The sequence below is a fragment of the Actinophytocola sp. genome (assembly GCF_045807065.1).
GTDB lineage: Bacteria > Actinomycetota > Actinomycetes > Mycobacteriales > Pseudonocardiaceae > Actinophytocola.
Map to the genome: position 1 here is coordinate 1 of NZ_JBJMIE010000123.1, position 23,921 is coordinate 23,921.

At 71.5% G+C, this 23,921-nt stretch carries 22 protein-coding genes; 1 reads left to right on the forward strand and 21 read right to left on the reverse strand.

Annotated features, from left to right (window positions below; all coding sequences use genetic code 11):
* Nucleotides 1-88 precede the first annotated feature (88 nt).
* The 17 genes from fmt to pyrR all read right to left on the reverse strand — a co-directional run bounded on the left by fmt (nt 89) and on the right by pyrR (nt 19,712).
* Nucleotides 89-1,015 carry a methionyl-tRNA formyltransferase gene (gene fmt, locus ACJ73U_RS07050; protein WP_407776715.1) on the reverse strand — a complete coding sequence of 309 codons (927 nt, stop codon included), beginning with the start codon at nt 1,013-1,015 and terminating at the stop codon, nt 89-91.
* 110 nt (nt 1,016-1,125) lie between these two features.
* The gene (gene def, locus ACJ73U_RS07055) at nt 1,126-1,671 is read right to left on the reverse strand and encodes a peptide deformylase (RefSeq protein WP_407776716.1); all 546 of its coding nucleotides are present in this window, start codon (nt 1,669-1,671) and stop codon (nt 1,126-1,128) included.
* Between the two features lie 237 nt (nt 1,672-1,908).
* The gene (locus tag ACJ73U_RS07060; RefSeq protein ID WP_407776717.1) at nt 1,909-3,891 is read right to left on the reverse strand and encodes a primosomal protein N'; all 1,983 of its coding nucleotides are present in this window, start codon (nt 3,889-3,891) and stop codon (nt 1,909-1,911) included.
* 113 nt (nt 3,892-4,004) lie between these two features.
* Nucleotides 4,005-4,412 carry a DUF5313 family protein gene (locus ACJ73U_RS07065; RefSeq protein ID WP_407776718.1) on the reverse strand — a complete coding sequence of 136 codons (408 nt, stop codon included), beginning with the start codon at nt 4,410-4,412 and terminating at the stop codon, nt 4,005-4,007.
* A complete protein-coding gene (gene metK / locus ACJ73U_RS07070) occupies nt 4,378-5,580 on the reverse strand; it encodes a methionine adenosyltransferase (RefSeq protein ID WP_407776719.1) in 1,203 nt (400 codons plus the stop codon). Before metK ends, ACJ73U_RS07065 begins: the two co-directional genes overlap by 35 nt.
* A gap of 66 nt (nt 5,581-5,646) precedes the next feature.
* Complete coding sequence (coaBC, locus tag ACJ73U_RS07075; protein WP_407776753.1) at nt 5,647-6,867, reverse strand: bifunctional phosphopantothenoylcysteine decarboxylase/phosphopantothenate--cysteine ligase CoaBC; 1,221 nt, start codon at nt 6,865-6,867, stop codon at nt 5,647-5,649.
* Nucleotides 6,868-6,964: 97 nt separating this feature from the next.
* Complete coding sequence (gene rpoZ / locus ACJ73U_RS07080) at nt 6,965-7,255, reverse strand: DNA-directed RNA polymerase subunit omega (RefSeq protein WP_184813077.1); 291 nt, start codon at nt 7,253-7,255, stop codon at nt 6,965-6,967.
* Nucleotides 7,252-7,857, reverse strand: a complete 606-nt coding sequence (gene gmk, locus ACJ73U_RS07085; RefSeq protein ID WP_407776720.1) for a guanylate kinase — start codon at nt 7,855-7,857, stop codon at nt 7,252-7,254. The genes rpoZ and gmk overlap by 4 nt, the downstream gene beginning before the upstream one ends.
* Nucleotides 7,854-8,171, reverse strand: a complete 318-nt coding sequence (mihF, locus tag ACJ73U_RS07090) for an integration host factor, actinobacterial type (RefSeq protein WP_133905065.1) — start codon at nt 8,169-8,171, stop codon at nt 7,854-7,856. Before mihF ends, gmk begins: the two co-directional genes overlap by 4 nt.
* A gap of 167 nt (nt 8,172-8,338) precedes the next feature.
* Nucleotides 8,339-8,881 (reverse strand): hypothetical protein, encoded by a 543-nt coding sequence (locus ACJ73U_RS07095; RefSeq protein WP_407776721.1) that lies wholly within the window; start codon nt 8,879-8,881, stop codon nt 8,339-8,341.
* A gap of 33 nt (nt 8,882-8,914) precedes the next feature.
* Complete coding sequence (locus tag ACJ73U_RS07100) at nt 8,915-11,590, reverse strand: EndoU domain-containing protein (protein WP_407776722.1); 2,676 nt, start codon at nt 11,588-11,590, stop codon at nt 8,915-8,917.
* Nucleotides 11,591-11,663: 73 nt separating this feature from the next.
* Nucleotides 11,664-12,497: an orotidine-5'-phosphate decarboxylase gene (gene pyrF / locus ACJ73U_RS07105; protein ID WP_407776723.1), complete on the reverse strand. Its 834-nt coding sequence runs from the start codon at nt 12,495-12,497 to the stop codon at nt 11,664-11,666.
* A complete protein-coding gene (gene carB, locus ACJ73U_RS07110; protein WP_407776724.1) occupies nt 12,494-15,808 on the reverse strand; it encodes a carbamoyl-phosphate synthase large subunit in 3,315 nt (1,104 codons plus the stop codon). The genes pyrF and carB overlap by 4 nt, the downstream gene beginning before the upstream one ends.
* Nucleotides 15,795-16,916: a glutamine-hydrolyzing carbamoyl-phosphate synthase small subunit gene (carA, locus tag ACJ73U_RS07115; RefSeq protein ID WP_407776725.1), complete on the reverse strand. Its 1,122-nt coding sequence runs from the start codon at nt 16,914-16,916 to the stop codon at nt 15,795-15,797. The genes carB and carA overlap by 14 nt, the downstream gene beginning before the upstream one ends.
* Nucleotides 16,913-18,187, reverse strand: coding sequence for a dihydroorotase (locus tag ACJ73U_RS07120; protein WP_407776726.1), 1,275 nt, complete (start codon nt 18,185-18,187; stop codon nt 16,913-16,915). Before ACJ73U_RS07120 ends, carA begins: the two co-directional genes overlap by 4 nt.
* Nucleotides 18,184-19,128 carry an aspartate carbamoyltransferase catalytic subunit gene (locus ACJ73U_RS07125; RefSeq protein WP_407776727.1) on the reverse strand — a complete coding sequence of 315 codons (945 nt, stop codon included), beginning with the start codon at nt 19,126-19,128 and terminating at the stop codon, nt 18,184-18,186. The genes ACJ73U_RS07120 and ACJ73U_RS07125 overlap by 4 nt, the downstream gene beginning before the upstream one ends.
* Nucleotides 19,125-19,712, reverse strand: coding sequence for a bifunctional pyr operon transcriptional regulator/uracil phosphoribosyltransferase PyrR (gene pyrR, locus ACJ73U_RS07130; RefSeq protein WP_407776728.1), 588 nt, complete (start codon nt 19,710-19,712; stop codon nt 19,125-19,127). Before pyrR ends, ACJ73U_RS07125 begins: the two co-directional genes overlap by 4 nt.
* A 263-nt stretch (nt 19,713-19,975) precedes the next feature.
* Between pyrR and ACJ73U_RS07135 the strand changes: the two genes are divergently transcribed.
* On the forward strand, nt 19,976-20,464 hold the full coding sequence (locus ACJ73U_RS07135) for a transcriptional regulator (RefSeq protein ID WP_075123575.1): 489 nt from the start codon (nt 19,976-19,978) through the stop codon (nt 20,462-20,464).
* Between the two features lie 317 nt (nt 20,465-20,781).
* Here ACJ73U_RS07135 and ACJ73U_RS07140 read toward each other — a convergent pair whose 3' ends face one another.
* From ACJ73U_RS07140 to ACJ73U_RS07155, 4 genes are all read right to left on the reverse strand, one after another.
* Entirely contained in the window at nt 20,782-21,699 is a 918-nt protein-coding gene (locus tag ACJ73U_RS07140) for a DMT family transporter (protein ID WP_407776729.1), read from the reverse strand.
* Nucleotides 21,700-21,808: 109 nt separating this feature from the next.
* Complete coding sequence (nusB, locus tag ACJ73U_RS07145) at nt 21,809-22,228, reverse strand: transcription antitermination factor NusB (protein ID WP_407776730.1); 420 nt, start codon at nt 22,226-22,228, stop codon at nt 21,809-21,811.
* Nucleotides 22,228-22,791: an elongation factor P gene (gene efp, locus ACJ73U_RS07150; protein WP_407776731.1), complete on the reverse strand. Its 564-nt coding sequence runs from the start codon at nt 22,789-22,791 to the stop codon at nt 22,228-22,230. Before efp ends, nusB begins: the two co-directional genes overlap by 1 nt.
* A gap of 29 nt (nt 22,792-22,820) precedes the next feature.
* Nucleotides 22,821-23,912 carry a M24 family metallopeptidase gene (locus ACJ73U_RS07155; protein ID WP_407776732.1) on the reverse strand — a complete coding sequence of 364 codons (1,092 nt, stop codon included), beginning with the start codon at nt 23,910-23,912 and terminating at the stop codon, nt 22,821-22,823.
* Nucleotides 23,913-23,921: the final 9 nt, after the last annotated feature.

Sequence of the window (23,921 nt, forward strand, 5' to 3'; positions counted from 1 at the left end):
ACCGGCGGTCTCGCCGGTCCGGACCGCTGCTTGGGCGGGTGTGGCGTGCGCGGCCGGGAGAACCTCGCCGGGCGCCGTCGTGGTTGGGTCACTTGAGCCGCTCTCCTGGTTCTACTCGCGCCCCTCGCGCCCAGTCGGTGGCCGCCATGCGTTTCTTCCCCGGTGCCTGGACCTCGCCGAGCGCGACCGGGTCGGTCGCGGTGCCGACGAGCACCCGCTTGCGCTCCACGCGCAGCTCCCCCGGCGGCAACGCGTCCGCCACCACGCGCTTGACCGGGCCCAGCTTGATCCGCTCGCCGCGGAACTCCGCCCAGGCGCCGGGATCGGGGGTGACCGCGCGGGCCAGCCGGTCCACGGCGATGGCGGGCGCGGTGAAGTCGAGCCGCGCGTCCTCGGTGCTGATCTTCGACGCGTAGCTCGTGCCGTCGCCCGGCTGCTCGACGGCCCGCAGGGTGCCGTCCTCGATGCCGTCCAGCGTCGACACCAGCAGTCCGGCGCCGGCCTCGGCGAGCCGGTCGAGCAGGGTGCCCGCCGTGTCGTCGGCGCGGATGGGCTCGGTCAGCACGCCGAACACCGGGCCGGCGTCCAGCTCCCTGACGATGCGGAACGTGCTGGCGCCGGTGATCTCGTCGCCGTGCCGGATCGCGGCCTGCACCGGCGCGGCGCCACGCCAGGCCGGCAGGATCGAGAAGTGCAGGTTGATCCAGCCCTGCGGCGGGATGTCCAGCGCGGCCTGCCGCAGCAACGCCCCGTACGCGACGACCGGGCAGGCGTCGGGCTCGAGCTCCCGCAGCCGGTCGAGGAACGCCGGGTCGGACGCCTTGACCGGCGTGAGCACCTCGACGCCGTGCTCGTCGGCGAGGGCACCGACCGGCGAGCGCACGAGATGCCGGCCGCGGCCGGCCGGCGCGTCCGGCCGGGTGACCACGGCGACGACCTCGTGCCGGTCGCTCGCCAGCAGGGCACGCAGCGACGGCAGGGCGACCTCGGGCGTGCCGGCAAATACCAACCGCATCAGGTCACCGCCTCCACCGCTGCGTGGCGCCGGCACCCTACGCGGGTTCGGCGGCGTACTGGCTGTTGGTGCTCTGTTCGATGGTTCGCTCCGCAAGCTCCGCTCACGAGTCAGGCACCGCCGAACAGTGAGTGGGGACTCTGCTTGATCGTGGGCATGCCGCCGTCGAACCAGTCGGACTCGCGGATGGCCTTCATCGCCGCCTTGCGGGTCTCGGCGTCGAGCCGGTCGAGGAACATGACGCCGTCGAGGTGGTCGGTCTCGTGCTGGAGGCAGCGGGCCAGCAGGTCGGTGCCCTCGACCTCCACCGGCTCGCCGTGCATGTTCCAGCCCTTGGCCACGACGTTCTTCGCGCGCACGCAGTCCCAGTACAGCCCCGGGATGGACAGGCAGCCCTCCTCCCCGAACTGGGTCTCGTCGTCGACGGAGGTCCAGGTCGGGTTGACGAGATGGCCGGCGAACCCGTCGCAGTGGTAGGTGAAGACCCGCAGCCCGACACCGAGCTGCGGCGCGGCGAGCCCGGCGCCGCCCTGGTCCTCCATGGTGTCCCAGAGGTCCTTGACGAGCGTCGCCAGCTCCTTGTCGAAGTCGACCACCTCCGCCGCGGGGGTACGCAGCACGGGGTCGCCGAAGAGGCGGATGGGCTGGACGGTCACATTGCTCCGATCGGTTCTCGCGTGAGCGGCGGACGCCAGTCTATTCAGTCCCCTGACGACGCAACGCTGAGTGCCGCACCGACAACGCGGCCGACCTGTTCACGACCGCGCCCGGCCGGCTCGACCGGTCCCGCAACCCCGGTCGGCGCACCAGACGCGACGCCGGGTGGGGTAGGTGAGTCGCGGTGACCTGTGACCGGGCGGCGGTGCGGCCGGTGGGCGCGGGGGGCAGGGCCGTCAGACCAGCTCCAGCGGATCGAGCCGGACCCGGATCGGGTCCGGCTCCTTCCGCGCGGTGCGGGCGTGTTGGGCGGTGGCCAGCGCGGCGGCGAGGGCGCGGCCGTCGGCGCGGGTGGTGCGGACCAGGGCGCGTTCCTTCTCGGTGTTGCCGTCGCGGTCGGGTTCGCCGAGGGGCACCGGGCCGAGGATCTCGCCGCTCGCGGGGAGCTTCAGCTCGTCCAGGAACATCGCCAGTGCCTTCGCCGGGCCGTCCACCGACGCCATCCGCACCGCGGGCGGGAACCCGAGTTCCGTGCGGCCCGCCAACTCCTGGCCGGCGTGCCACACCGGGTCCCACCGCACGAGCGCCTGCACGGCCGGCACCGCCGACTCGGCGAGCACCACCACCCGGCCGTCCGCGCGGACCATCGCGGCGGCGGCCATCCAGCGGCGCAGTGTCTCCTCGGTGGCACGCAGGTCGGCGCGGCCCAGCAGCGCCCACCCGTCGAGCAGGAGCGCGGCGCCGTAGTCGCCGACGGGCTCCGCGCCGGGCGTGGCCACGACCAGCGCGGGCCGGTCGTCGACGTTCTTCAGCACCTCCGCGCCGCCCGAACCGAGCACCGGCACGCCGGCGAACGCGCGGCCCAGCTCCTCGGCCGTGCGTTTGACGCCGACGACGATGGCGCGCAGCCGCCGTGAGCCGCAGGTGCCGCAGCGGAACGCGGTGTCGGGCACGCCGCACCACCGGCAGGTCGGTGGGCGTGCCTCGGTGCCGGCCGGGAGCCCCAGCGGGCCCGCGCAGCGGCGGCAACGGGCCGGGCCGCGGCACTGCTGGCAGGCGAGCGCGGGCACGTACCCGCCGCGCGGCACCTGCACCAGCACCGGCCGGCCCTTCCCGAGGGCTTCCCTGGCCGCCTCGAACGCCACGGACGGGATGCGGGCCGCGCGGGCGGCGGGGTCGCGGGCAAGCTGCTGGTCGGTCTCCCCCAGCGACGTGATGCGCGGCGACGCCTTCCTGACCTCGTCCCGGGCGGCGATGATCTCGGGCGCCCACCCGGTCTCGACCAGCAGCTGGGCCTCGGCGGTCCGCGCGAACCCGGCGACGAGCAGCGACGCGCCGCTGGTGTGGGCGCGCTGGATCAGCACGTCGCGGACGTGCGGGTAGGGCGCGTGCGGGTCGGCGTGCAGGTCGTCGCCGTCGTCCCACACGACGAACAGCCCGGGCCGCTGGACGGGCGCGAACACGCTGGCCCGGGTGCCGACGACGATCCTGACCGTGCCCCGCTTGACCGCGAGCCACGCCCGGTACCGCTTGGCCGGGCCGGCGTCCGCGGACAGGGCGACGACGTTCTCCTCGCCCGCTCGCGCCACGCACGCCTGGTGGAGCCGGGCGACGTCGCGGTAGTCGGGCACGACGAGCACGGCCCCCCGGTCGCTGGCGGCGGCGGTGGCGGCCAGCTCGGCGAGGCGCGCCGGCCAGTCCTCGCCGGGCAGCGCCTGCCAGACGGCGTGTGCCTGCCGCCGGTTGCGGAGCGCCTCGACGAAGGCGGGGCCGCGGGGGTAGCGGGCCCAGGCGGTGGTGTCCGGCCGCGCGGGCCTGTCGGGCGGCTCGCCCGGCGGCTCGGCCTCGACCTTCGCGTGCCGGGGCGGGATCGCCAGCCGCAGGACGTCGATCACCATGCCGGCATACCGGTCGGCGACCGCCCGGGCGAGCGCGGCGAGATCCGGCGTGAGCACCGGCTCGGCGGAGACGACCTTGCCGATGAACTCCATCCGCCCGCCGAACTCGGACTCGGCGACCCGTTCGAGGAGGAACCCGTCGACCTGCTTGCCGGCGAACCGCAGCCGCAGCCGGCACCCCGGCACGGCGGCCTCGTCGAGCGAGTCCGGCACGAGGTAGTCGAAGGGCCGGTCGAGGTGGGCCAGCGGGACGTCGACGTACACGCGGGCGACCGGGAGTGTGGCCGCCGGCCGCAACTCCCCTTTGCGCACGCCGGTCATGGACGCTGGTCTACCAGAACACCCGATCGGGGCAGGTCATCGGGTGGGCGTCCGCGCGGGAGGGCACCCGAGGACGAACACGACCACAGCCAGGACGAGGCCGGTGCCTGAAGTCAGGACTGCCGCGGTGGGTAGTACGACGCGTAGAGGGCGGCCGTGGCGGCGCGTTCGGAGACGGGGGTCTCCTCGCGGATCTTGCGGTTCAGGCCCGCCGGGTAGCCGGCCTTCAGGACGCGCCGCTCACACGCGTCCTCCATGAAGGAGATCGAGAAGTACAGGCTGAGCAGGTACCCCAGCGCCACCATGGAGAACCGCAGGGACCACGGCCCGGGCACCAACAACGCCAGCCACCAGAAGGAGAACTGCACGAGTGCGCGAGACAGGTGCCGGAACACCCATGTCCGGCACGTCAGGTCGTACAACACCCACTCGTGGTACGCGGCAGGCAGTGAACCGGCTACCGCGTACCACAGCCAGTGGAAGGGATCAGGCGCCCGCGAGCGACCTGAGTGCGTCGGCACGGTCGGTGCGCTCCCACGGCAGGTCCAGCTCCGGGCGGCCGAAGTGGCCGTAGGCGGCTGTCTGCCTGTAGATCGGGCGGAGCAGGTCGAGGTCGCGGATGATCGCGGCCGGGCGCAGGTCGAAGACCTCGCCGATGGCCTGCTGGATCTTCGTCGGGTCCACGGTCTCGGTGCCGAAGGTCTCCACGAACAGGCCCACCGGGGCGGCCTTGCCGATCGCGTACGCCACCTGGACCTCCAGGCGCGTGGCGAGACCGGCGGCGACCGCGTTCTTGGCGACCCACCGCATCGCGTAGGCGGCCGAGCGGTCCACCTTCGACGGGTCCTTGCCGGAGAAGGCGCCACCACCGTGGCGGGCCATGCCGCCGTAGGTGTCGACGATGATCTTGCGGCCGGTCAGACCGGCGTCACCCATCGGGCCGCCGATGACGAAGCGGCCGGTCGGGTTGACCAGCAGCCGCACGTTCTCCGTCTCCAGCTCCAGCTCGGCCAGCTCCGGCAGCACGACCTGCTCCCGCACGTCCACCCCGAGCAGGCGCTCCAGGTCCACGCCGTCGGCGTGCTGCGAGGACACGACCACGGTGTCCAGCCGGACCGGCTGGTCACCCGCGTACTCGATGGTGACCTGGGTCTTGCCGTCGGGCCGGAGGTAGGGCACCGAGCCGTCCTTGCGCACGGCCGACAGCCGCTTCGCCAGCCGGTGGGCCAGCGCGATCGGCAGCGGCATCAGCTCTGGGGTGTCGGTGCAGGCGTAGCCGAACATCAGACCCTGGTCGCCCGCGCCCTGCTTGGCGATCTCGTCCTCGTCGCTCTCCACGCGCTTCTCGTACGCCGTGTCCACACCTTGGGCGATGTCCGGCGACTGCGAACCCAGCGCGACGTTGACCCCGCAGGAGTTGCCGTCGAAGCCCTTGGCCGACGAGTCGTAACCGATCCCGAGGATCGTCTCGCGCACCAGGGACGGGATGTCCGCGTACGCCTCGGTCGTGACCTCGCCCGCGACGTGCACCTGGCCGGTGGTGACCAGGGTCTCCACCGCGACGCGCGAACGCGGGTCCTTGCGCAGCAGGGCGTCGAGGATCGAGTCGCTGATCGCGTCACAGATCTTGTCGGGGTGCCCCTCGGTCACCGATTCGCTGGTGAACAGCCGGCTAGCGGACTTACTCACGACGTACTCCACCACTCTTTCCCTGGGTTGATGCCTGAAGACTATGTACTACCTATCGAGGGACGCTCACTTCTGAGTCATCGAAACCACGGCATCCCATATTTCGGACGCCATGTGTGCTTTCGAACCCAGTGCGATGGGCCGTTCGGATCCGTCGGAGGACAGCAGCCAGCCGGCGTTGTCCTCGGTCTCGAAGGCCCGGCCCTCCCCGACCGCGTTCACGACGAGCAGGTCACACCCCTTGCGCTTCAGTTTCGCACGGCCGTGTTCCAGCACGTCGGCGGCACCGTCCCCCGTCTCGGCCGCGAATCCCACGATCACCTGGCCGGCCACCCGCCCGGCCACCAGCTCCGCGAGAATGTCCGGATTGCGCGTCAGACCGACCGGCTCCGGATCCCGATCGGTCTTCTTGATCTTGTACTCGGCCCGTGTCAGCGGCCGGAAGTCGGCCACGGCGGCCGCCATGACCACCACGTCCGCCTCCTGCGACACCGCGTGCACCGCCTCCCGCAGCTCCAGGGCCGTGCCGACGCGGACCAGATCCACCCCGGCGGGCTCCGGCAACGCGACGGTGGCCGCCGCGACCAGCGTGACCCGGGCGCCCCGTTGCGCCGCGGTGCGCGCGAGAGCATAGCCCTGCTTGCCCGACGAGCGGTTGCCCAGGTAGCGGACCGGATCGAGCGGCTCACGCGTGCCGCCCGCGGAGACGACGACGTGCCGCCCCTCCAGGTCCCGGGGCAGCGCGTCGGGACGCGCCAGCAGCAGCCGGGCCAGGTCCACGATCTCGGTGGGGTCGGCCAGGCGACCCTTGCCGGTGTCCTTGCCGGTCAGCCGGCCACTCGCCGGCTCGGTCACCACGACCCCGCGTGAGCGCAGCGTCGCCACGTTCTCGACCGTGGCCGGGTGCTCCCACATCTCGGTGTGCATGGCGGGCGCCAGCATGACCGGGCAGCGCGCGGTCAGCAGCGTGTTGGTGAGCAGGTCGTCCGCGAGCCCGTGCGCGGCCTTGGCCAGCAGGTCAGCGGTCGCGGGGACGACCAGCACCAAGTCGGCCTCCTGGCCGATGCGAACGTGTGGCACCGCTGGCACGTTCTCGAACACCTCGGTGTACACCGGGCGGCCGGACAGTGCCTCGAAGGTGGCGGCGCCGACGAAGTTCAGCGCCGACCTGGTCGGCACGACCTGGACCGAGTGCCCTGACTCGGTCAGTTGTCGAAGGACCTCGCACGCCTTGTAGGCGGCGATGCCGCCGCCCACACCCAGAACGACGCGCGGGCCCTCGCTCAGTGTCACGGCCTCGCTCCGCTCGGCGTTCGCGAGCCTGTTCCCGACGTCTTCCCTCCTGCGCGCGAACGCCCAGGGCTGGTTCCTCGCCGGGCCTCGCTCACTCGCCCTCGGTGTGCTCGAGCAGTCCGGCGTGGATCTCGCGCAGGGCGATGGACAGGGGCTTCTCGCGGGGACCGGGCTCGACGAGGGGGCCGACGTACTCGAGCAGGCCTTCACCGAGCTGTGCGTAGTAGTCGTTGATCTGCCGGGCACGCTTGGCGGCGTAGATCACCAGGGCGTACTTGGAGCTGACCTTGTCGAGCAGGTCGTCGATCGGGGGGTTGGTGATGCCCTCGAGCTGCTGGCTCGAGGGGTCGCCCAGTGCGCCCAACTCGGTGGGGGTGATCACTCGTGTGTCTCCGGAGTGTTGGATACAGGTTTGTCAAGTATCAACTTTAGCAAGTCCTGAGCGGCGCTCGTCAGGTCGGTGTTCACGACGACCGCGTCGAACTCCGACTGCGCGGCCAATTCCTCCCGCGCCGTCCGCAGACGCCGTGCCACGACCTCGGGCGCCTCGGTGCCGCGGCCGACCAGCCGCTCGACCAACGCCTCCCAGCTCGGCGGCGACAGGAAGACGAGAAACGCCTCCGGCATCGCCGCGCGCAGGTTGCGCGCGCCCTGCAGGTCCACCTCCACCAGCGCGGGTAGTCCCGCGGCGAGGCGTTCCTCGATCGGCGTGCGTGGCGTGCCGGACCGGTGGATGCCCCGGTGGATCTCCGCCCATTCCAGCAGCTCGTCGTCCTTGATCATGCGGTCGAACTCGTCCGCCGTGACGAACCGGTAGTCGACCCCGTCCTGCTCCCCCGGCCGCTGCTCGCGGGTCGTCGCCGACACGCTGAACCACAGGTCCGGGTAGAGCCTGCGCAGCTCGTGGACGACGCTGCTCTTCCCTACGCCGGAGGGGCCGGCTAGAACGACCAGCCGGCCCCTCCGATTCGCGTCGCTCGTCACTCGCCGCTGAACTCGGCAAGCAACGCCTTGCGCTGGCGGTCGCCAAGGCCGCGAAGACGGCGGCTCGGGGCGATCTCAAGACGCTCGATGATCTGTTGGGCACGCACCTTGCCGACACCTGGCAGGGCCTCGAGCAGTGCGGTCACCTTCATCTTGCCCAGGACCTCGTCCTTGTCAGCCTGGGCGAGCACGTCCTTGAGGGTGGTGCCACCTCGCTTGAGGCGCTCCTTGAGCTCAGCTCGGGCGCGTCGGGCGGCAGCCGCCTTCTCCAGCGCTGCGGCCCGCTGCTCCTCGGTCAGCTGGGGAAGGGCCACGATTTCCTCCGGGGGGTGGGGTTTTCTGCGGATCGGTGTCGCGACGTTACCGAGGTCCGGCAGGTCGTGACAACGCGGGTCCACCTTAGTGCTGTGGGTGATACGCGAAAGAGCCTAGATCAACTCTCAGTAGCAAACACCCCAGGACCTGCGGTAACACCCTGCGTTCAGGTGTCTCGGACCCACACTTCACGTGCTGCGCGAAGCGCTTCGACATGGTACGGCGGCAGAGGCTCTCCGGCTGCGAAAACCTCGACGACACCCCGACGGGGATCGCCGGGCCGCAAATCACCCTGCAGCCGGGCGACGTCGGCGCCGGGGTCCGTCTCGACCAGGTACACCCAGGTCGCGAGGGGTATGGCGGCCGCGTTGGCCGGCTCCCGGTAGGCCGCGAGCACCCGCCGCACCCCCGGCACCTTCGGCGCGACGGAAATCAGCCAGTCCTTCACGGAACCGGGATCCGGGCCGTGTGAAATAAACCGGTATGCGGGTTGGTCCGGGTCGGCTTCTGGTAGTTTCGCGCTCACTTCCGGACCGGCCACCTCATCGAGCAGGCGCCGTTCTTCCGTGGCGAGCGCGATCCGCCTGTCCACGAGATATCCGGAAAGAGAGGTCACGAGCATTTTCCATTCGGCGGCTGCGAGGTAGCCACGGAACACCTGTAGGTACTCGTCGGGCACCCGGCCGGCAAGCCGGCGCAGCAACGTCACCGCTGGTCCGGACGTCGTCAACTCGTCACCTCATCACGCGCCGCCGCACACCGCGGGCGGCGGGTCGGTCTGCTTCGGCGGCGTGCTCCTGGTCGTCTTCTTGTGCTTGCCATCCTGGGTCCTGGTGACCTCGACATCCACCTTGGGGTTGGTGCCGCCACCCGGCTGCGCCGTGCCCCGGTACACCCACTCGGGTTCGCCGTCCGCGCCGACTCGCCGGTACTGGGACCGCTGCGTCTGGCTGATCGAGTAGCCCTTGGTCTTGCCCGTGTTCGGGTTCTCCAGCTCGGCTCTGGGCGCGCCCGGCGGCAGCTTCGGGTTCTCGAACGGCAGGTTGGGGTCGGCCGGGTTCTTGATCGACTCGTACGGCTGGAGCACGCCGTTGCCGTCGACGACGCGGCCGGTGGGGTAGGCGGAGGCGATGGTGCCGTCCTGCAGGACGGTGATCTCCAGCTCGACGCCGTTCGAGGTGCCGTGCACGACCCAGGAGCCGACCTCGACGTCCATCTGGTTCTTGTTGTCGATCGGGGGGCCGATCGTCGTCCCGTTCGCGGAGGTGCCGTCGCCGTCGTTCGAGCTGCCCTGCCGCTTGTTGGCGATCGCCCGCTGGACGACCTCGATCGCGCGCTGCTCGGCGACCGGCTGGGTCCAGGTCTGCGGGTACTCGGTCTTCTCCGGTGCGCCGACGCCGTAGCCGTGGCCGCCGCCGGTCTCGTCGTGCTCGTCCGGGCTGTCGCCCTCCCACGTGTGCTGACTCGTGTACGGGGTGAAGCGCGGCTGGAGCGTCGCCGGCGGGGTGGCGGGCAGACCGGTGTCCTTCTTCTGGCCGAGTGCGACCAGGTCGGACTGGTCGAAGACGAGCGCGCCATCCCGCGCGCCCCGGTTGGGCAGGCCGCTGGTCGGGCTGACGATCCGCAGGGTGTCGACGGCCGGCTCGCCGTCGTCGAGGAGCACGTCGCGGAACGACCTGCCCTTCGGCCGCCCGTCCCGCAGCACGTCCCGGATCCCGGCCCGGGTCCTGACCCCCAGCGAGCCGGCCTGGGTGCCGCGGACGTCGACCTCGACGACCTTCGCGTAGCCGTCCGGCACGACGTCCTTCGCGTCGAGCAGGCCGCGCGCCCGCTGGATCTCGTCGTAGAGCCCGTCCACGCTCTGCTGGGCGTCGAGGCCGCCCTTGAGCTGGCCGATCACGTACGCGTGCTTCGTGGCGTCGTCGACGATCACGCCGTTGTCCTGGACGTACACCGACCCCGGCGCCGGGTTGCCCTGGGTGAGGGAGACCAGCACCTTGAGGGTCCGCAGCGCCAGCTCCTGCTCGGCAGGCCTGCCCTTGGCGGCGGCCTTGAACAGGTCGATCAGCGGCGTGTGGGCCGGGTCGGCGCCGTCCCGCAGTGCCGGCGCGTGGACGAGCTGGTCGAGCAGTGCCGTGAGGCCGGCGTCGAGCGCGTCCCCGAGCAGCAACCGCGCTTCGGCGATGACACCTTCCTGCCGGCGCAGCCCGACGACCGGCGCGCCGGAGGTGAGGCCGTCCATGATCCCCGTGATGCCGGGGCCGGTGGCCGACGGCTTGGCCGGGACGGGGTCGTCCGGGTCGACGCCGCGGTCGTGCAGGCGCTTGCCCGCGTCGACGTCCGGGCCGGCCAGCGAGGTGACCTGCGCGAACGCCTGGACGGAGATCGTGACGGTGACCCTGCCGCCCTCCGACGGCGGCGCCGGGTTCGGCGCCTCGTAGACGGTGGTGAACTGCCCGCCGGGCGGCAGGTCCAGCGGTGCGGTCATCGGCGGCCCGCTGCTGGAGGTGATCATCACCGTGCCGACCCCGGCCTGCCTGCCGATGTTCATGACCAGCACGGTGAACGGGCAGACGGGCGTCATGCAGACGCCGGGTGGCGCGCTGACCTGGCCCTGCAGCTCGGGTCGGTCGTCGGGGTCGCTGACCCGCGGCGCGGGCAGGCCAGCGATGGTGGGCGTGGTCTGGTCGACCGTCCTGTCGGTCTGGTCGCGGCAGTCGGTGCCCGGCTCGCTGGTGCCGAACTCGGCGTCGGGGAAGACCCGCGCGTCCCCCTGGCGGACGAGGCGGTCGGCCTTGGCGAGCAGCGGACCGCCGATGCCGAGCAGCCGCGGCGGCTCGGTCGGGGTGACGAACACGCGCCAGCCGGTGTCGCCCCGGGTCAGCTCCATCGCGGGCCGGCCGTCGTGGAACACCACGGGCGTCGCGGTCCAGTCCGCGCTCCTGGCCGTGACGAGCCCGCGGATCTCGGTGCCCGACAGGCCGCCCAGCGCGCTGACCGGGAAGCCCATGGTGTCGTCGGCCTTGACCCACCTGTCGGTGTAGTCCTGCTGGTAGGCCGGGACGGTGTTGAGCCACCAGGCGGAGTTGGCCTTGATCGCGGCCTGGTCCCTGTTCTTGCCCGAGCCGGCGACGATCTCGGCGGCACCGCCCGCCTCGTCCTCGACCACGGCCTGGACGCCGTTGTCGGTCGCGACGATGTCGACCCGCAGGCGCTGGGCCGTCTCCGTGCTCACCCAGCCGGACAGTTGGACGTTCGCCATGCCGGCGAGCTGGTCGAGGGCGGCGCTGGCGGCGCCGGCCGGGTCGGCGGCGACGGGCTCACCGGCGACCCGTTCGGACGGCGTGACGACGACGAGCGTCACCGCCACAGCGACGACGACCGCGAGAACCCCACCGAGCATCCAGCCACGACGCATCGTGCCCACCCCCCGCACCAATTCTGGGACATGGGTTGGAGTGGTGTCACATGGATTTGGTTCCGGGTTGCGATCAGATCGCGTGGGCGCCCAGCGAGTCCCGGACCCGCAGGGCCGCGTCCCGCAAGGTGGTCACGTCCGGGCCGTGGCGCAGGATGTCGCGGGAGGACGTCGGCAGCACGTGCTTGAGGCTCGGGCCGAAGACGGTCCGCAGCTCGGCCAGGCCCGCGCCCTGGGCGCCGAACCCGGGCGCGAGGATCGTGCCGTTCAGCGCGGACAGGTCCAGCCCGGTCCGCCCGACCGTCGCGCCGATGACCAGGCCGACCGGTCCGAGTGGGCTCGCGCCGGCGTTGCGGGTGGCGGCCTCGTCGACGACCGCCTGGGCGACGCTCACGCCGTTCGCGTCCTGCGCGCGCTGGACCTGCGGGCCCTCCTTGTTGGAGGTCAGCGCGAGCACGAACACGCCTCGGCCGTACTTCTCGGCGAGGTCGAGCGCCGGGTCGAGCGAGCCGAACCCGAGGTAGGGCGACACGGTGATGGCGTCCGCCGCGAGTGGCGAGCCCTCCCCCAGGTACGCCTGGGCGTAGGCGGACATGGTCGAGCCGATGTCGCCGCGCTTCACGTCGAGCAGCACCAGCGCGCCGGACTCCCGGCACGCCGCGATCAGCCGCTCCAGCACGGCGACCCCGGCCGAACCGTGTGCCTCGAAGAACGCGGACTGGGGCTTGACCACCGCGACCTCGCCGCCGAACGCCTCGACGCAGGTCATGGCGAACGCCTCCAGCCCGGTGGCGTCCACGGGCAGACCCCACTGCTCCAGCAGCGACGGGTGCGGGTCGATCCCCACGCACAGCGGGCCGCGCAGGGACACGGCCGTGGTGATCCGCGCGCCGAACGGCGCCCTCACCGCTGGCTCCGCAGCGCCGCCTGCAGTGCCTGCAGCGACTCCACCCCGATGTCCTGCTGGATCAACGCCTCGATGCCGTGCACCGCCGCCGCCGCGCCCTGGATCGTGGTCACGCACGGGATGTCCCGGGACACGGCCGCGGTCCTGATCTCGTAGCCGTCCACCCGCGGTCCGGGGTTGCCGTACGGGGTGTTGATCACCATGTCGACGCCGCCGTCCTTGATGATGTCGACGATGTTCTGCTCGCCGTCGGTGGCCGGCTCGAAGTGCTTGCGCACCTCGACGCACGGGATCCCGTTGCGGCGCAGCACCTCCGCGGTGCCGGCGGTGGCCAGGATCTCGAACCCGAGGTCGGCGAGCCGCTTCACCGGGAACACCATCGCCCGCTTGTCCCGGTTGGCCACCGACACGAACACCCGGCCGCTCGTGGGCAGCGAGCCGTAGGACGCGGTCTGGGACTTGGCGAACGCCTTGCCGAAGGACGCGTCGACGCCCATCACCTCGCCGGTCGACTTCATCTCCGGGCCGAGCAGCGAGTCGACGCCGTGGCCCTCGGGCGTGCGGAACCGGTGGAACGGCAGCACGGCCTCCTTCACCGACACGGGCGAGGTCGGCGGCAGCTCCGCCCCGTCGGCGTTGGCCGGCAGCAGGCCCTCCTCGCGCAGTTCGGCGATGGTCGCGCCGAGCATGATGCGGGCGGCGGCCTTCGCGAGCGGCGTCGCGGTGGCCTTGGACACGAACGGCACGGTCCGCGACGCGCGCGGGTTGGCCTCCAGCACGTACAGCACGTCGTCCTTGAGCGCGTACTGGACGTTCAGCAGGCCGCGCACGCCGATGCCGTGCGCGATCAGCTCGGTGGAGCGGCGGATGTTCTGCAGGTCCGTGCGGCCCAGCGTGATCGGCGGCAGCGCGCAGGAGGAGTCGCCGGAGTGGATGCCGGCCTCCTCGATGTGCTCCATGACCCCGCCGAGGAAGACCTCGTCGCCGTCGCACAGCGCGTCCACGTCGATTTCGATGGCGTCGTCGAGGAAGCGGTCGACGAGCACCGGGTGCTCGGGCGTGACCTCCGTGGCGCGCTGGATGTAGCCGGCGAGCGACGCCTCGTCGTACACGATTTCCATGCCGCGGCCGCCGAGTACGTAGGAGGGGCGGACGAGGACCGGGTAGCCGATGTCGTCGGCGATCCGCTTGGCCGCCCGGAACGAGGTGGCGGTGCCCCACTTCGGGGCCGGCAGTCCGGCGGTGGTGAGGACCTCGCCGAAGGCGCCACGGTCCTCGGCGAGGTGGATGGCGTGGGGTGGGGTGCCGACGACCGGGACGCCCGCGTCGGCGAGCCGCTGCGCCAGCCCGAGCGGGGTCTGGCCGCCGAGCTGCACGATCACGCCCTCGACGGTGCCGGACTGCTGCTCGGCGTGTACGACTTCGAGCACGTCTTCGAAGGTGAGGGGTTCGAAGTAGAGGCGGTCGGAGGTGTCGTAGTCGGTGGAGACGGTCTCCGGGTTGCAGTTGACCATGACGGTCTCGTAGCCGGCGTCGCGCAGGGCCATGGCGGCGTGCACGCAGGAGTAGTCGAACTCGATGCCCTGGCCGATCCGGTTGGGTCCGGAGCCCAGGATGAGCACCTTGGGCTTCTCGCGTTGGTCGGCGACCTCGGACTCGGCGGCGGGGTCCAGCTCGTAGGCCGAGTAGTGGTACGGCGTACGGGCCTCGAACTCCGCGGCGCAGGTGTCGACCGTCTTGAACACCGGGCGAATGCCGAGGCGGTGGCGCAGCCAGCGGACGCCGTCCTCCCCCGCCAGTTCGGGCCGCAGCGCGGCGATCTGCCGGTCGGAGAACCCGGCCCGCTTGGCGCGGCGCAGCAGGTGCTCGTCCAGCACGGGCGCGGCGGTGACCTCGGTCCGCAGCTCGACGAGCGAGGCGATCTGGTCGACGAACCACGGGTCGATCCCGGACGCCTCGTGGACCTCCTCGACGCTCGCGCCCAGCCGCAGCGCGCGCTCCACCGTGTACAGGCGGCCGTCGTGCGGGACCCGCAGTGCCTCGAGGATCCCGTCCACGGTCAGGGTGTCCGGGTCGGGCGAGGTCCAGAAGCCGGCGGCCTTGGTCTCCATGGACCGCAGCGCCTTGCCCAGTGCCTCGACGAAGTTGCGGCCGAGCGCCATGGCCTCGCCGACGGACTTCATCGTGGTGGTCAGGGTCGGGTCGGCGCCCGGGAACTTCTCGAACGCGAACCGCGGCACCTTGACGACGACGTAGTCGAGGGTGGGTTCGAAGCTGGCGGGGGTTTCGCCGGTGATGTCGTTGCGGATCTCGTCGAGGGTGTAGCCGATGGCCAGTTTCGCCGCGATCTTGGCGATCGGGAACCCCGTCGCCTTCGATGCCAACGCACTCGACCGGGACACGCGCGGGTTCATCTCGATCACGACCAGCCGCCCGGTCTGCGGGTGGACGGCGAACTGGATGTTGCAGCCACCGGTGTCCACCCCCACCGCGCGCAACACGTCGATACCGACATCACGCATGTGCTGGTACTCGCGGTCGGTCAACGTCATCGCCGGCGCGACCGTCACCGAGTCGCCGGTGTGCACGCCCATCGGGTCGATGTTCTCGATCGAGCAGATGACCACGACGTTGTCGCTGCGGTCGCGCATCAGCTCGAGCTCGTACTCCTTCCAGCCCAGCACGCTCTCCTCGATGAGGACCTCGTGGACCGGAGACTCCGCCAACCCGGCGGCGGCCATACGCTCCAGATCCTCGACGGTGTAGGCCAGACCCGAACCCAAACCACCCATGGTGAACGACGGCCGGATCACCACCGGCAGGCCGAGGTCGTCGACGGTCTTGCGCACCTCGTCCATCGAGTGACACACCGCACTCCGCGGCGTCTCAGCGCCGACCTGAGCACAGATGTCCTTGAACCGCTGCCGATCCTCGCCACGCTGGATCGCCTCGATGTCCGCGCCAATCAACTCGACGCCGTACTTCTCCAGCACCCCCCGCTCGTGCAGGGCGACCGCGGTGTTGAGCGCGGTCTGCCCACCGAGCGTGGCCAGCAACGCGTCCGGCCGCTCCTTCGCGATCACCTTCTCCACGAAATCGGGCGTGATCGGCTCGATGTAGGTCGCGTCGGCGAACTCCGGATCGGTCATGATCGTCGCCGGGTTCGAGTTCACCAGGCTGACCCGCAAACCCTCCGCACGCAACACCCGACACGCCTGCGTACCCGAATAGTCGAACTCACACGCCTGCCCGATCACGATCGGCCCGGAGCCGATCACCAGGACGTGCTCGATGTCGTCACGCTTGGGCACGCCGGGCCTCCATCAGGTTCACGAACTCGTCGAACAGCGGGGCGGCGTCGTGGGGACCGGCCGCCGCCTCCGGGTGGTACTGCACCGAGAATGCCGGCACGTCCTGGGCGCGGACGCCCTCCACGCAGCCGTCGTTGGGGCAGTAGTGGCTGATCACGGCGCCGCCGTAGGGGGTGTCGAACCGCTGGCCCGGCTCCCCCTCGATCGCGAAACCGTGGTTCTGGGCGGTGATCGCCACCCGGCCGGTGGCGACGTCGATCACCGGGATGTTGATACCGCGGTGGCCGTAACGCAGCTTGTAGGTGCCCAGCCCGAGCGCGCGGCCGAGGATCTGGTGGCCGAAGCAGATCCCGAACGTCGGGATCTCGCGGTCCAGCACCTCCTTGGTGAGCGCGACCGGGCCGTCGGTCGTGGCCGGGTCACCGGGGCCGTTGGCGAGGAAGAAGCCGTCGGGTTCGACCGCCAGGACGTCGTCGATCGTGGCGTGCGCGGGCAGGACGTGGGTCTCGATGCCGCGCTGGGACATCATCCGCGGGGTGTTGGTCTTGATGCCGACGTCCAGCGCGGCGACCCGGAACCGCGTTTCAGCGGCTGGTCGGACCACATACGTCTCCGCGACCGTCACCTCCCCCGCAAGGTCGGCACCGACCATCTGGGGGCTTTCCAGGACCCTCTGCCGCATCTCGTCGACGCTGGTGAGCGTGTCACCGGAGAAAACACCCCCGCGCATGGCACCGCGCTCCCGGATGTGGCGGGTGAGGGTGCGGGTGTCGACGCCCGCGATGCCGACGACCCCCTGCTCGGTGAGCGCCTCGTCGAGCGGGCGGCGGGACCGCCAGTTCGACGGGGTCCTGGCCGGGTCGCGGACGACGTAGCCGGCGACCCAGATGCGGGTGGACTCGTCGTCCTCGTCGTTCCAGCCGGTGTTGCCGATCTGCGGGGCGGTCGCGACGACGATCTGGCGGTGGTAGGACGGGTCGGTCAGGGTCTCCTGGTAGCCGGTCATGCCGGTGCAGAAGACGACCTCGCCGAGCGTCTGGCCGGTCGCGCCGAACGCCTCGCCCCGGAAGACCTTGCCGTCCTCCAGCACCAAAGCAGCCGTGTTCACTGGGGCACCTTTCCATCGTGGGCGGTCACCCGGCCGCGGAGGACCGTCGTGACCACCCGGCCGGGCAGCGTCATGCCCTCGTACGGAGTGTTGGCGGCGATGCTGGCCAGCTCCGCGCCCCTGACCGTCCACGTCGCCGTGGGGTCGACCAGGGTCAGCGTGGCCGGTTCGCCGGGGTCGAGCGGGCGGCCCTGGTCGGCGAGGCCGGCGATCTCCGCCGGTCGTTCGCTCATGACCCGCGCCACGCCGCGCCAGTCCAGCAGGCCCGGCTCGACCATTGTGCGTACGACCACCGACAACGCGGTCTGCAGCCCGAGCATGCCCGGACGTGCGGCAGACCACTCGCAGTCCTTGTCCTGCGGGGCGTGCGGGGCGTGGTCGGTGGCGACGCAGTCGAGGACGCCCTCGGCCAGCGCCTCGCGGAGGACCTTGGCGTCCGCGGTCGTGCGCAGCGGCGGGTTGACCTTGTTGACCGGGTCGTAGGTGGCCAGGCGCTCGTCGTCCAGCAGCAGGTGGTGCGGGGTGACCTCGGCCGAGACCGCGATGCCCTGCGCCTTGGCCCACCGGAGCAGTTCGGCGCCGCCGGCCGTCGAGACGTGGCAGACGTGCAGGCGGGCGCCCGTCTGCCGGGCCAGGAGGCAGTCGCGGGCGATGATCGCCTCCTCGGCGGCGGCCGGCCAGCCGGCGAGCCCGAGGCGGGCGGCGTGCTCGCCCTCGTGGGCCTGGGCGCCCTGGGTGAGGCGCGGCTCCTCGGCGTGCTGAGCGATGACCACGTCGAGGGCGGTGGAGTACTCCAGTGCCCGGCGCATGAGGAGCGGGTCGGCGACGCAGTGGCCGTCGTCGGAGAACATCCGGACGCCCACGTTGGCCATGGTGCCCAGCTCGGCCAGCTGCTCGCCGGCCAGGCCGACGGTGACCGCGCCCACCGGGTGCACGTCGACCAGCCCGATCTCGCGGCCGCGGCGTGCGACGTGCTCCACGATCACCGCGTTGTCGGCGACCGGGTCGGTGTTGGCCATGGCGAACACTGCCGTGTAGCCGCCGAGCGCGGCCGCCCGCGAACCGGTGGCGATGGTCTCGGTGTCCTCGCGGCCGGGCTCGCGGAGGTGGGTGTGCAGGTCGACGAAGCCGGGTAGCGCGATGAGACCGTCGGCCTCGATGACCTCGGCATCGTCGGCTGCGGTGCCCTCGGCGATGAGGCCGTCGCGGACGAGGAGGTCCCGGGGGTCCTCGCCGTAGGGCCGGACGCCCTTGAGCAGCAGGGGCTTCACGCGACCTCCTCTTCGTGGGCGAGCAGGTGGTAGAGGACGGCCATGCGGACGTGCACGCCGTTGGACACCTGCTGGGTGATGGCCGCACGGGGCGAGTCCGCGACGGCCGCGGAGATCTCCATGCCACGCAGCATCGGCCCGGGGTGCAGGACGACCGCGTGCTCCGGCAGCAGGTCGAGGCGCGTCTGGTTCATCCCGTACGCGATGGAGTACTCGCGGGCGGACGGCAGAAAATTGCCTCCGAGCCCGCCGTGCATGCGCTCGGCCTGGACCCGCAGCATCATCACGGCGTCGAGCGTCGGCAGCTCGGCGTCGAGGGTGTGGGAGAAGGTGACCGGCCAGCGGTCCACGTGCGCCGGCAGGAGTGTGGGCGGGGCGACGAGGACGACCTGCGCGCCGAGCGTGGTGAGCAGGTGGACGTTCGAGCGGGCGACCCGGCTGTGCAGGACGTCCCCGACGATGCCGACCCTCCTGCCGGTCAGTTCGCCCAGGCGTTCCCGCAGGGTGGCGGCGTCGAGGAGGGCCTGGGTGGGGTGCTCGTGCATGCCGTCGCCGGCGTTGACGACCGAGGTGTGGGTGTCGGCGAGCCAGTGGGCGAGCCGGTGGGCGGCGCCGGAGGCGGGGTGCCGGATGATCACGCAGTCGGCGCCGGCCGCGGCGAGGGTGTTGGCCGTGTCGCGGAGGGACTCGCCCTTGCTCACGCTCGACCCGCTCGAGGACACGTTGACGACGTCGGTGCTCATCCACTTCCCGGCGATCTCGAAGGAGACGCGGGTGCGGGTGGAGTTCTCGTAGAACATCGTGATGACCGTGCGGCCGCGCAGGGTCGGCAGCTTGCGCACCTCCCGGCCGAGGAGGGTCTGTTTGAGCTGGGCGGCGGTGTCGAGGACGGCGGTCGCCGTGTCGGCGTCCATCCCCTCGGTGCCAAGGAGGTGCCTCACGAGAGGTCCCTCCTGTCCAGTACCACCGCGTCACGGTCGTCGGTCTCGGTGAGCAGGACGTGGACCTCCTCGCTGCGGGACGTGGGCACGTTCTTGCCGACGTAGTCCGCCCGGATCGGCAGCTCCCGGTGTCCCCGGTCGACCAGCACGGCGAGCTGGACCGCACGCGGACGGCCGACGTCGCGCAGGGCGTCGAGGGCGGCGCGGATGGTGCGGCCCGAGTAGAGGACGTCGTCGACCAGGATGACCAGGTGGTCGTCGACGCCGGTCGTCGGCAGCGCGGTCGCGCCGAGCGGCCTGGTCGGTTTGCGCCGAAGATCGTCCCGATAGAGTGTGACATCCAGCACACCGGTTGCCACAGTGATGCCGGAGAAGTCGGCGATGCGGTCGGCCAGCCGGGTCGCGAGCGGCGCGCCCCGGGTGGGGATGCCGAGGAGAACGACGGGATGGGCGTCGGCGGCACCGAGAGCGGTGCGCTCGATCACCTGATGCGCCATACGGGCGACGGTGCGCGCGACGTCGCCGGCCGAAAGCAGCTCGCGCCGCTCGGCCGGTTCCGTCGCGCCGCGAGGGGGCGGCGCCACGGTTGACCTCCTTCCCCGCCTCACGGGACGGGTCGTTAAAGGACGTCTTGCTCAGGCACCCACGTCGGGTGCTGTAGCACCGTATCAGGCCCCGTGGATCCACCAACCGGGTGGCAATCCCGCGTTTCCACGGAGGTCGTACACAGATCAGCTTGACCTGGTGACAACTGTGGGTAACCATTACTCTGCGTGTCGATATGCGGCTTCCCGCGGCAGCCACGGCTTAGGCCGGCCGGCGGGCGAACGAAATGGAGAATCGCCATATGGGCGACTACGCCAAGGCGCTAGGGAGCAAGCTCCGTGGCATCCGCCAACAGCAGGGTCTGTCCCTGCACGGCGTCGAGCAGAAGTCGGGCGGTCGCTGGAAGGCGGTCGTCGTCGGCTCTTACGAGCGCGGCGACCGGGCGGTGACCGTGCAGAAGCTGGCCGAGCTGGCTGACTTCTACGGAGTTCCGGTGGTCGAGCTACTGCCGGAAGGCCGGGTCCCCTCGGGGGCGGAGCCGGCGACGAAGATCGTCATCAACCTGGAGCGGCTGCAGCAGCTGCCGGCGGAGAAGGTGGGTCCGCTGGCCCGCTACGCCGCCACCATCCAGAGCCAGCGCGGCGACTACAACGGCAAGGTCCTGTCCATCCGGACCGAGGACCTGCGATCGCTGGCGATCATCTACGACATGACCCCTGGTGAGCTCACCGAGCAGCTGATCGACTGGGGTGTGCTTCCGCCGGAGGCACGTCCGTCCAAGGAGGACTGAGCCTGCTCGTTACGGGCTTTTGACGCACCGCCGCACGGCCGAGGGGCGTGCACGGTTCGAGACAGGCCGACGGGCCGGTCCTCGCCGAGGTGAGGACCGTTCCCCGCGGAGGTCGGCCGGGCTTTCGAGCTGTGCTCGGCTGGGAGATCGGCCGGGCCGACGCGCGAGGACAACAACCCGCACATCGACTGGCTTTCCCCGGTCGCGGTCCCCACTCGGGACCGCGACCGGCCTCGTTCTCGGGGCCCTCGGGCCGCCATGATCGTCGCACTGCGTACCCGAATGGCCGCGAGCGCGCCGGCAAGCACCGCGAGGTGCTACTCCACTCGGGTCATGTGCGGCTTACCCGATCGGGGCACGGCTGGAAGCGGTGTACGCCTGCCGGTCCGCGAGACCGCGACACCCGCCAGGCAGAGCGCGCCGCCGACGAAGGTGAGCCAGCCGGGGACCTCGCTGAGCAGCAGCCACGACATGGCGATCACGAGCGCTGGCACGGCATACGTCGTCGCGCCCATCTGGGACGCGGACGTGCGGGCCAGGGCGTAGGCCCACGTCGTGAAGGCCACGCCCGTGGGGAACACGCCGAGGTAGAGCACGTTCAGCGTCGCGGACAGGGGTGCCGCGCTCGCCTCCGACACCAGCCGCCCCGCGAACGGCAGGCAGGCCACGGTGCCGACGAGGCACCCGAACGTCGTGACCGGTAGGGCGTTGCCGTGGCGCAGCGCGGTTTTCTGCGCGACCACGCCGATGGCGTAGCCGATCGCCGCCACGACGCACATCAGTACGCCGAGCACGGAGGCGTGGCCCTCGCCGGACATGGACAGCCCGACCACGACCGCACCCACGAACGACACCGCGATCCCCGCCAGCACGCGCGGCTTGAAGCCTTCCCGCAGCAGCCAACCGCTCAACAGGGCGATCAGCACCGGCCCGACGTTCACCACCATCGCGGCCGTGCCCGCGTCGACCTCCTGCTCACCCCAGTTCAACAGCACCATGTAGGCGCCGAACCACAGCACACCCGAGACGACGATCCCGGGCCACGCGCCCTGCGGCGGCCACCCCTCCCGCCGCACGACCAGCAGCAGCACCAGCACGACCGAGCCGGCGAGCAACCGCCCCAACGCCAGCGCACCCGGCGAGTAGTACGCCCCGGCACTGCGAATCGCGACGAAGGCCGACGCCCACAGGAGCACGGTGACGGCGGCGGCGAGCAGAGATCGTCGGTCAGTCATGCTCGCCACCGTATGGCGCACATCGTTCGGCGCCGCCCGAAATGAAGATCACGTGCCCGAGGCTAGGCCGGCCACCGACAATCTCTGGCGCTTTCCCGCCGCGGCGCACCTAGAGGGTGGCGCGCAGCTGGTCCGCGATGGTCGCCAACCGGCCCAGGACGCCGTTCACGAAGCGGGGTGAGTCGTCCGTGGACAGGGTGCTGGCGAGCTGCACGGCCTCGTCGATCGCCACCGGGTCGGGGACGTCCGAGGCCCACAGCAGCTCGTAGACGCCGAGGCGCAGGATCGCGACGTCCACGAACGGCATGCGGTCGAGCGTCCAGCCCTCGGTGTGCTCGGTGAGCAGCTCGTCGATCCGCTCCCGGTGCGCCACCACGCCCTCGACCAGCGTGGTGGCGTAGTCGTTCGGGGTGGGGTGCTCGGCGACCTCGTTCCGTTCGAGGAGCAGGGTCACCGGGTCGGCGTCGCGCAGGGCCGCCGCGTACAGGACATCGACCGCGCGCTTGCGAGCTTTGCTCCGCGCGCCCACTACGAGTTGACGCGGCTGAGGTAGCGACCGTCGCGGGTGTCCACCTTGACCTTGTCGCCGGTGGACAGGAACAGCGGCACCTGGATCTCGGCGCCGGTCTCCAGCGTGGCCGGCTTGGTGCCGCCGGTGGAACGGTCGCCCTGCAGGCCCGGGTCGGTCTGCTTGATGACCAGCTCCACGGAGGTCGGGAGCTCGATGAACAGCGGGCTGCCCTCGTGCGTCGCGACGGTCACGGTGCTGTTCTCCAGCAGGAACTTGGCGGAGTCACCGATGACCGCGGCGTCGATGTGCTCCTGCTCGTAGGTCTCGCCGTCCATGAAGACGAACTGCCCGCCGTCCTGGTACAGGTAGGTCATGTCGCGGCGGTCGACGGTCGCGGTGTCGACCTTGATGCCGGCGTTGAAGGTCTTGTCGACGACCTTGCCGGTCATCACGTGCTTGAGCTTGGTCCGCACGAACGCCGGGCCCTTGCCGGGCTTCACGTGCTGGAACTCGACGACGGTCCAGAGCTGGCCCTCGAGGTTGAGCACCAAGCCGTTCTTCAGGTCGTTCGTGGATGCCACGGGGTCGTTCTCTCTCCTGGTCGGTTCGTCTACACGACGACGAGCTGTTTGGTGGTCAGCGTGAGAAGCTCGGGATCGCCGTCCCGCACGACGAGCGTGTCCTCGATGCGGACCCCGCCCCTGCCGGACTGGTACACGCCCGGTTCCACGGTGACTGCCATGCCGGGAAGGAGTCTACCTTCACCCGTCTTGGCCAGGGATGGTGCCTCGTGGATCTCCAACCCGACGCCGTGGCCGAGTCCGTGCAGGAACTCGGTCCCGCGGCCCGCCGCCTCGACGACGCCGCGCGCGGCCGCGTCCACGGCCGCCACCTCGACGCCCGGCCGCAGTGCCGCCCGGCCCGCCGCCTGCGCGGCCGCGACCAGGTCGTACAGCTCGCGTTGCCAGTCCGCCGGCCTGCCGAGGACGAGCGTGCGGGTCATGTCCGAGTGGTAGCCGTCGACCAGCGCGCCGAAGTCCAGCTTCACCAGGTCGCCGCCGGCCAGCTCGACGTCGGTCGGCCGGTGGTGCGGGATCGCGGAGTTGGCGCCGGCGGCCACGATCGTCTCGAACGACGGGCCGGCGGCGCCGTGGTCGAGCATCCGGGTCTCCAGCTCGCGGGCCACCTCGCGCTCGGTGCGGCCGGGGCGCAGGCCGCCGTGTTCGAGGAGGTCGGCGAGGGCACGGTCGGCGGCCGAGCACGCCATCCGCAGCGCCTCGATCTCGGCCTCGTCCTTGACCACCCGCAGCTCCTCGACCAGCCCGGCCGCGCGGACCAGCTCGACCTCTCCCGCCTGCTCGGTGAGGGTGTCCAGCTGGTCGACGGTCACCCGGTGGCTCTCGAACCCCGTGCGGCGGTAGCCCCTGGTGCCGGCGAGGGCGGCGAGCGCGGCGTCGCACGGCCGGTCGACCAGCCGCTCGAGGTCGGGCACCTGCCGGGCCGACTGCGTGAGGTAGCGGCCGTCGGTGCAGAAGACCGTGTGGTCGTCGTCCTCTGCGTGGACCAGCAGCGCGGCGTTCGAGCCGGTGAAGCCGGTCAGGTAGCGGACGTTGAGCAGGTCGACCACGAGCAGGGCGTCGAGTTCGCGTTCCCGGAGGCGGGACCGCAGTGCCGCGCGGCGGCGCAGGTGCGTCTCGGGCATGGCCCCAAC

What these genes read in the sequence shown, in the direction of transcription:
- ACJ73U_RS07140 (WP_407776729.1), bottom strand. Translation starts at nt 21,699, where the DNA reads ATGACTGACCGACGATCTCTGCTCGCCGCCGCCGTCACCGTGCTCCTG.
- ACJ73U_RS07135 (WP_075123575.1), top strand. Translation starts at nt 19,976, where the DNA reads ATGGGCGACTACGCCAAGGCGCTAGGGAGCAAGCTCCGTGGCATCCGC.
- fmt (WP_407776715.1), bottom strand. Translation starts at nt 1,015, where the DNA reads ATGCGGTTGGTATTTGCCGGCACGCCCGAGGTCGCCCTGCCGTCGCTG.
- ACJ73U_RS07155 (WP_407776732.1), bottom strand. Translation starts at nt 23,912, where the DNA reads ATGCCCGAGACGCACCTGCGCCGCCGCGCGGCACTGCGGTCCCGCCTC.
- ACJ73U_RS07100 (WP_407776722.1), bottom strand. Translation starts at nt 11,590, where the DNA reads ATGCGTCGTGGCTGGATGCTCGGTGGGGTTCTCGCGGTCGTCGTCGCT.
- ACJ73U_RS07060 (WP_407776717.1), bottom strand. Translation starts at nt 3,891, where the DNA reads ATGACCGGCGTGCGCAAAGGGGAGTTGCGGCCGGCGGCCACACTCCCG.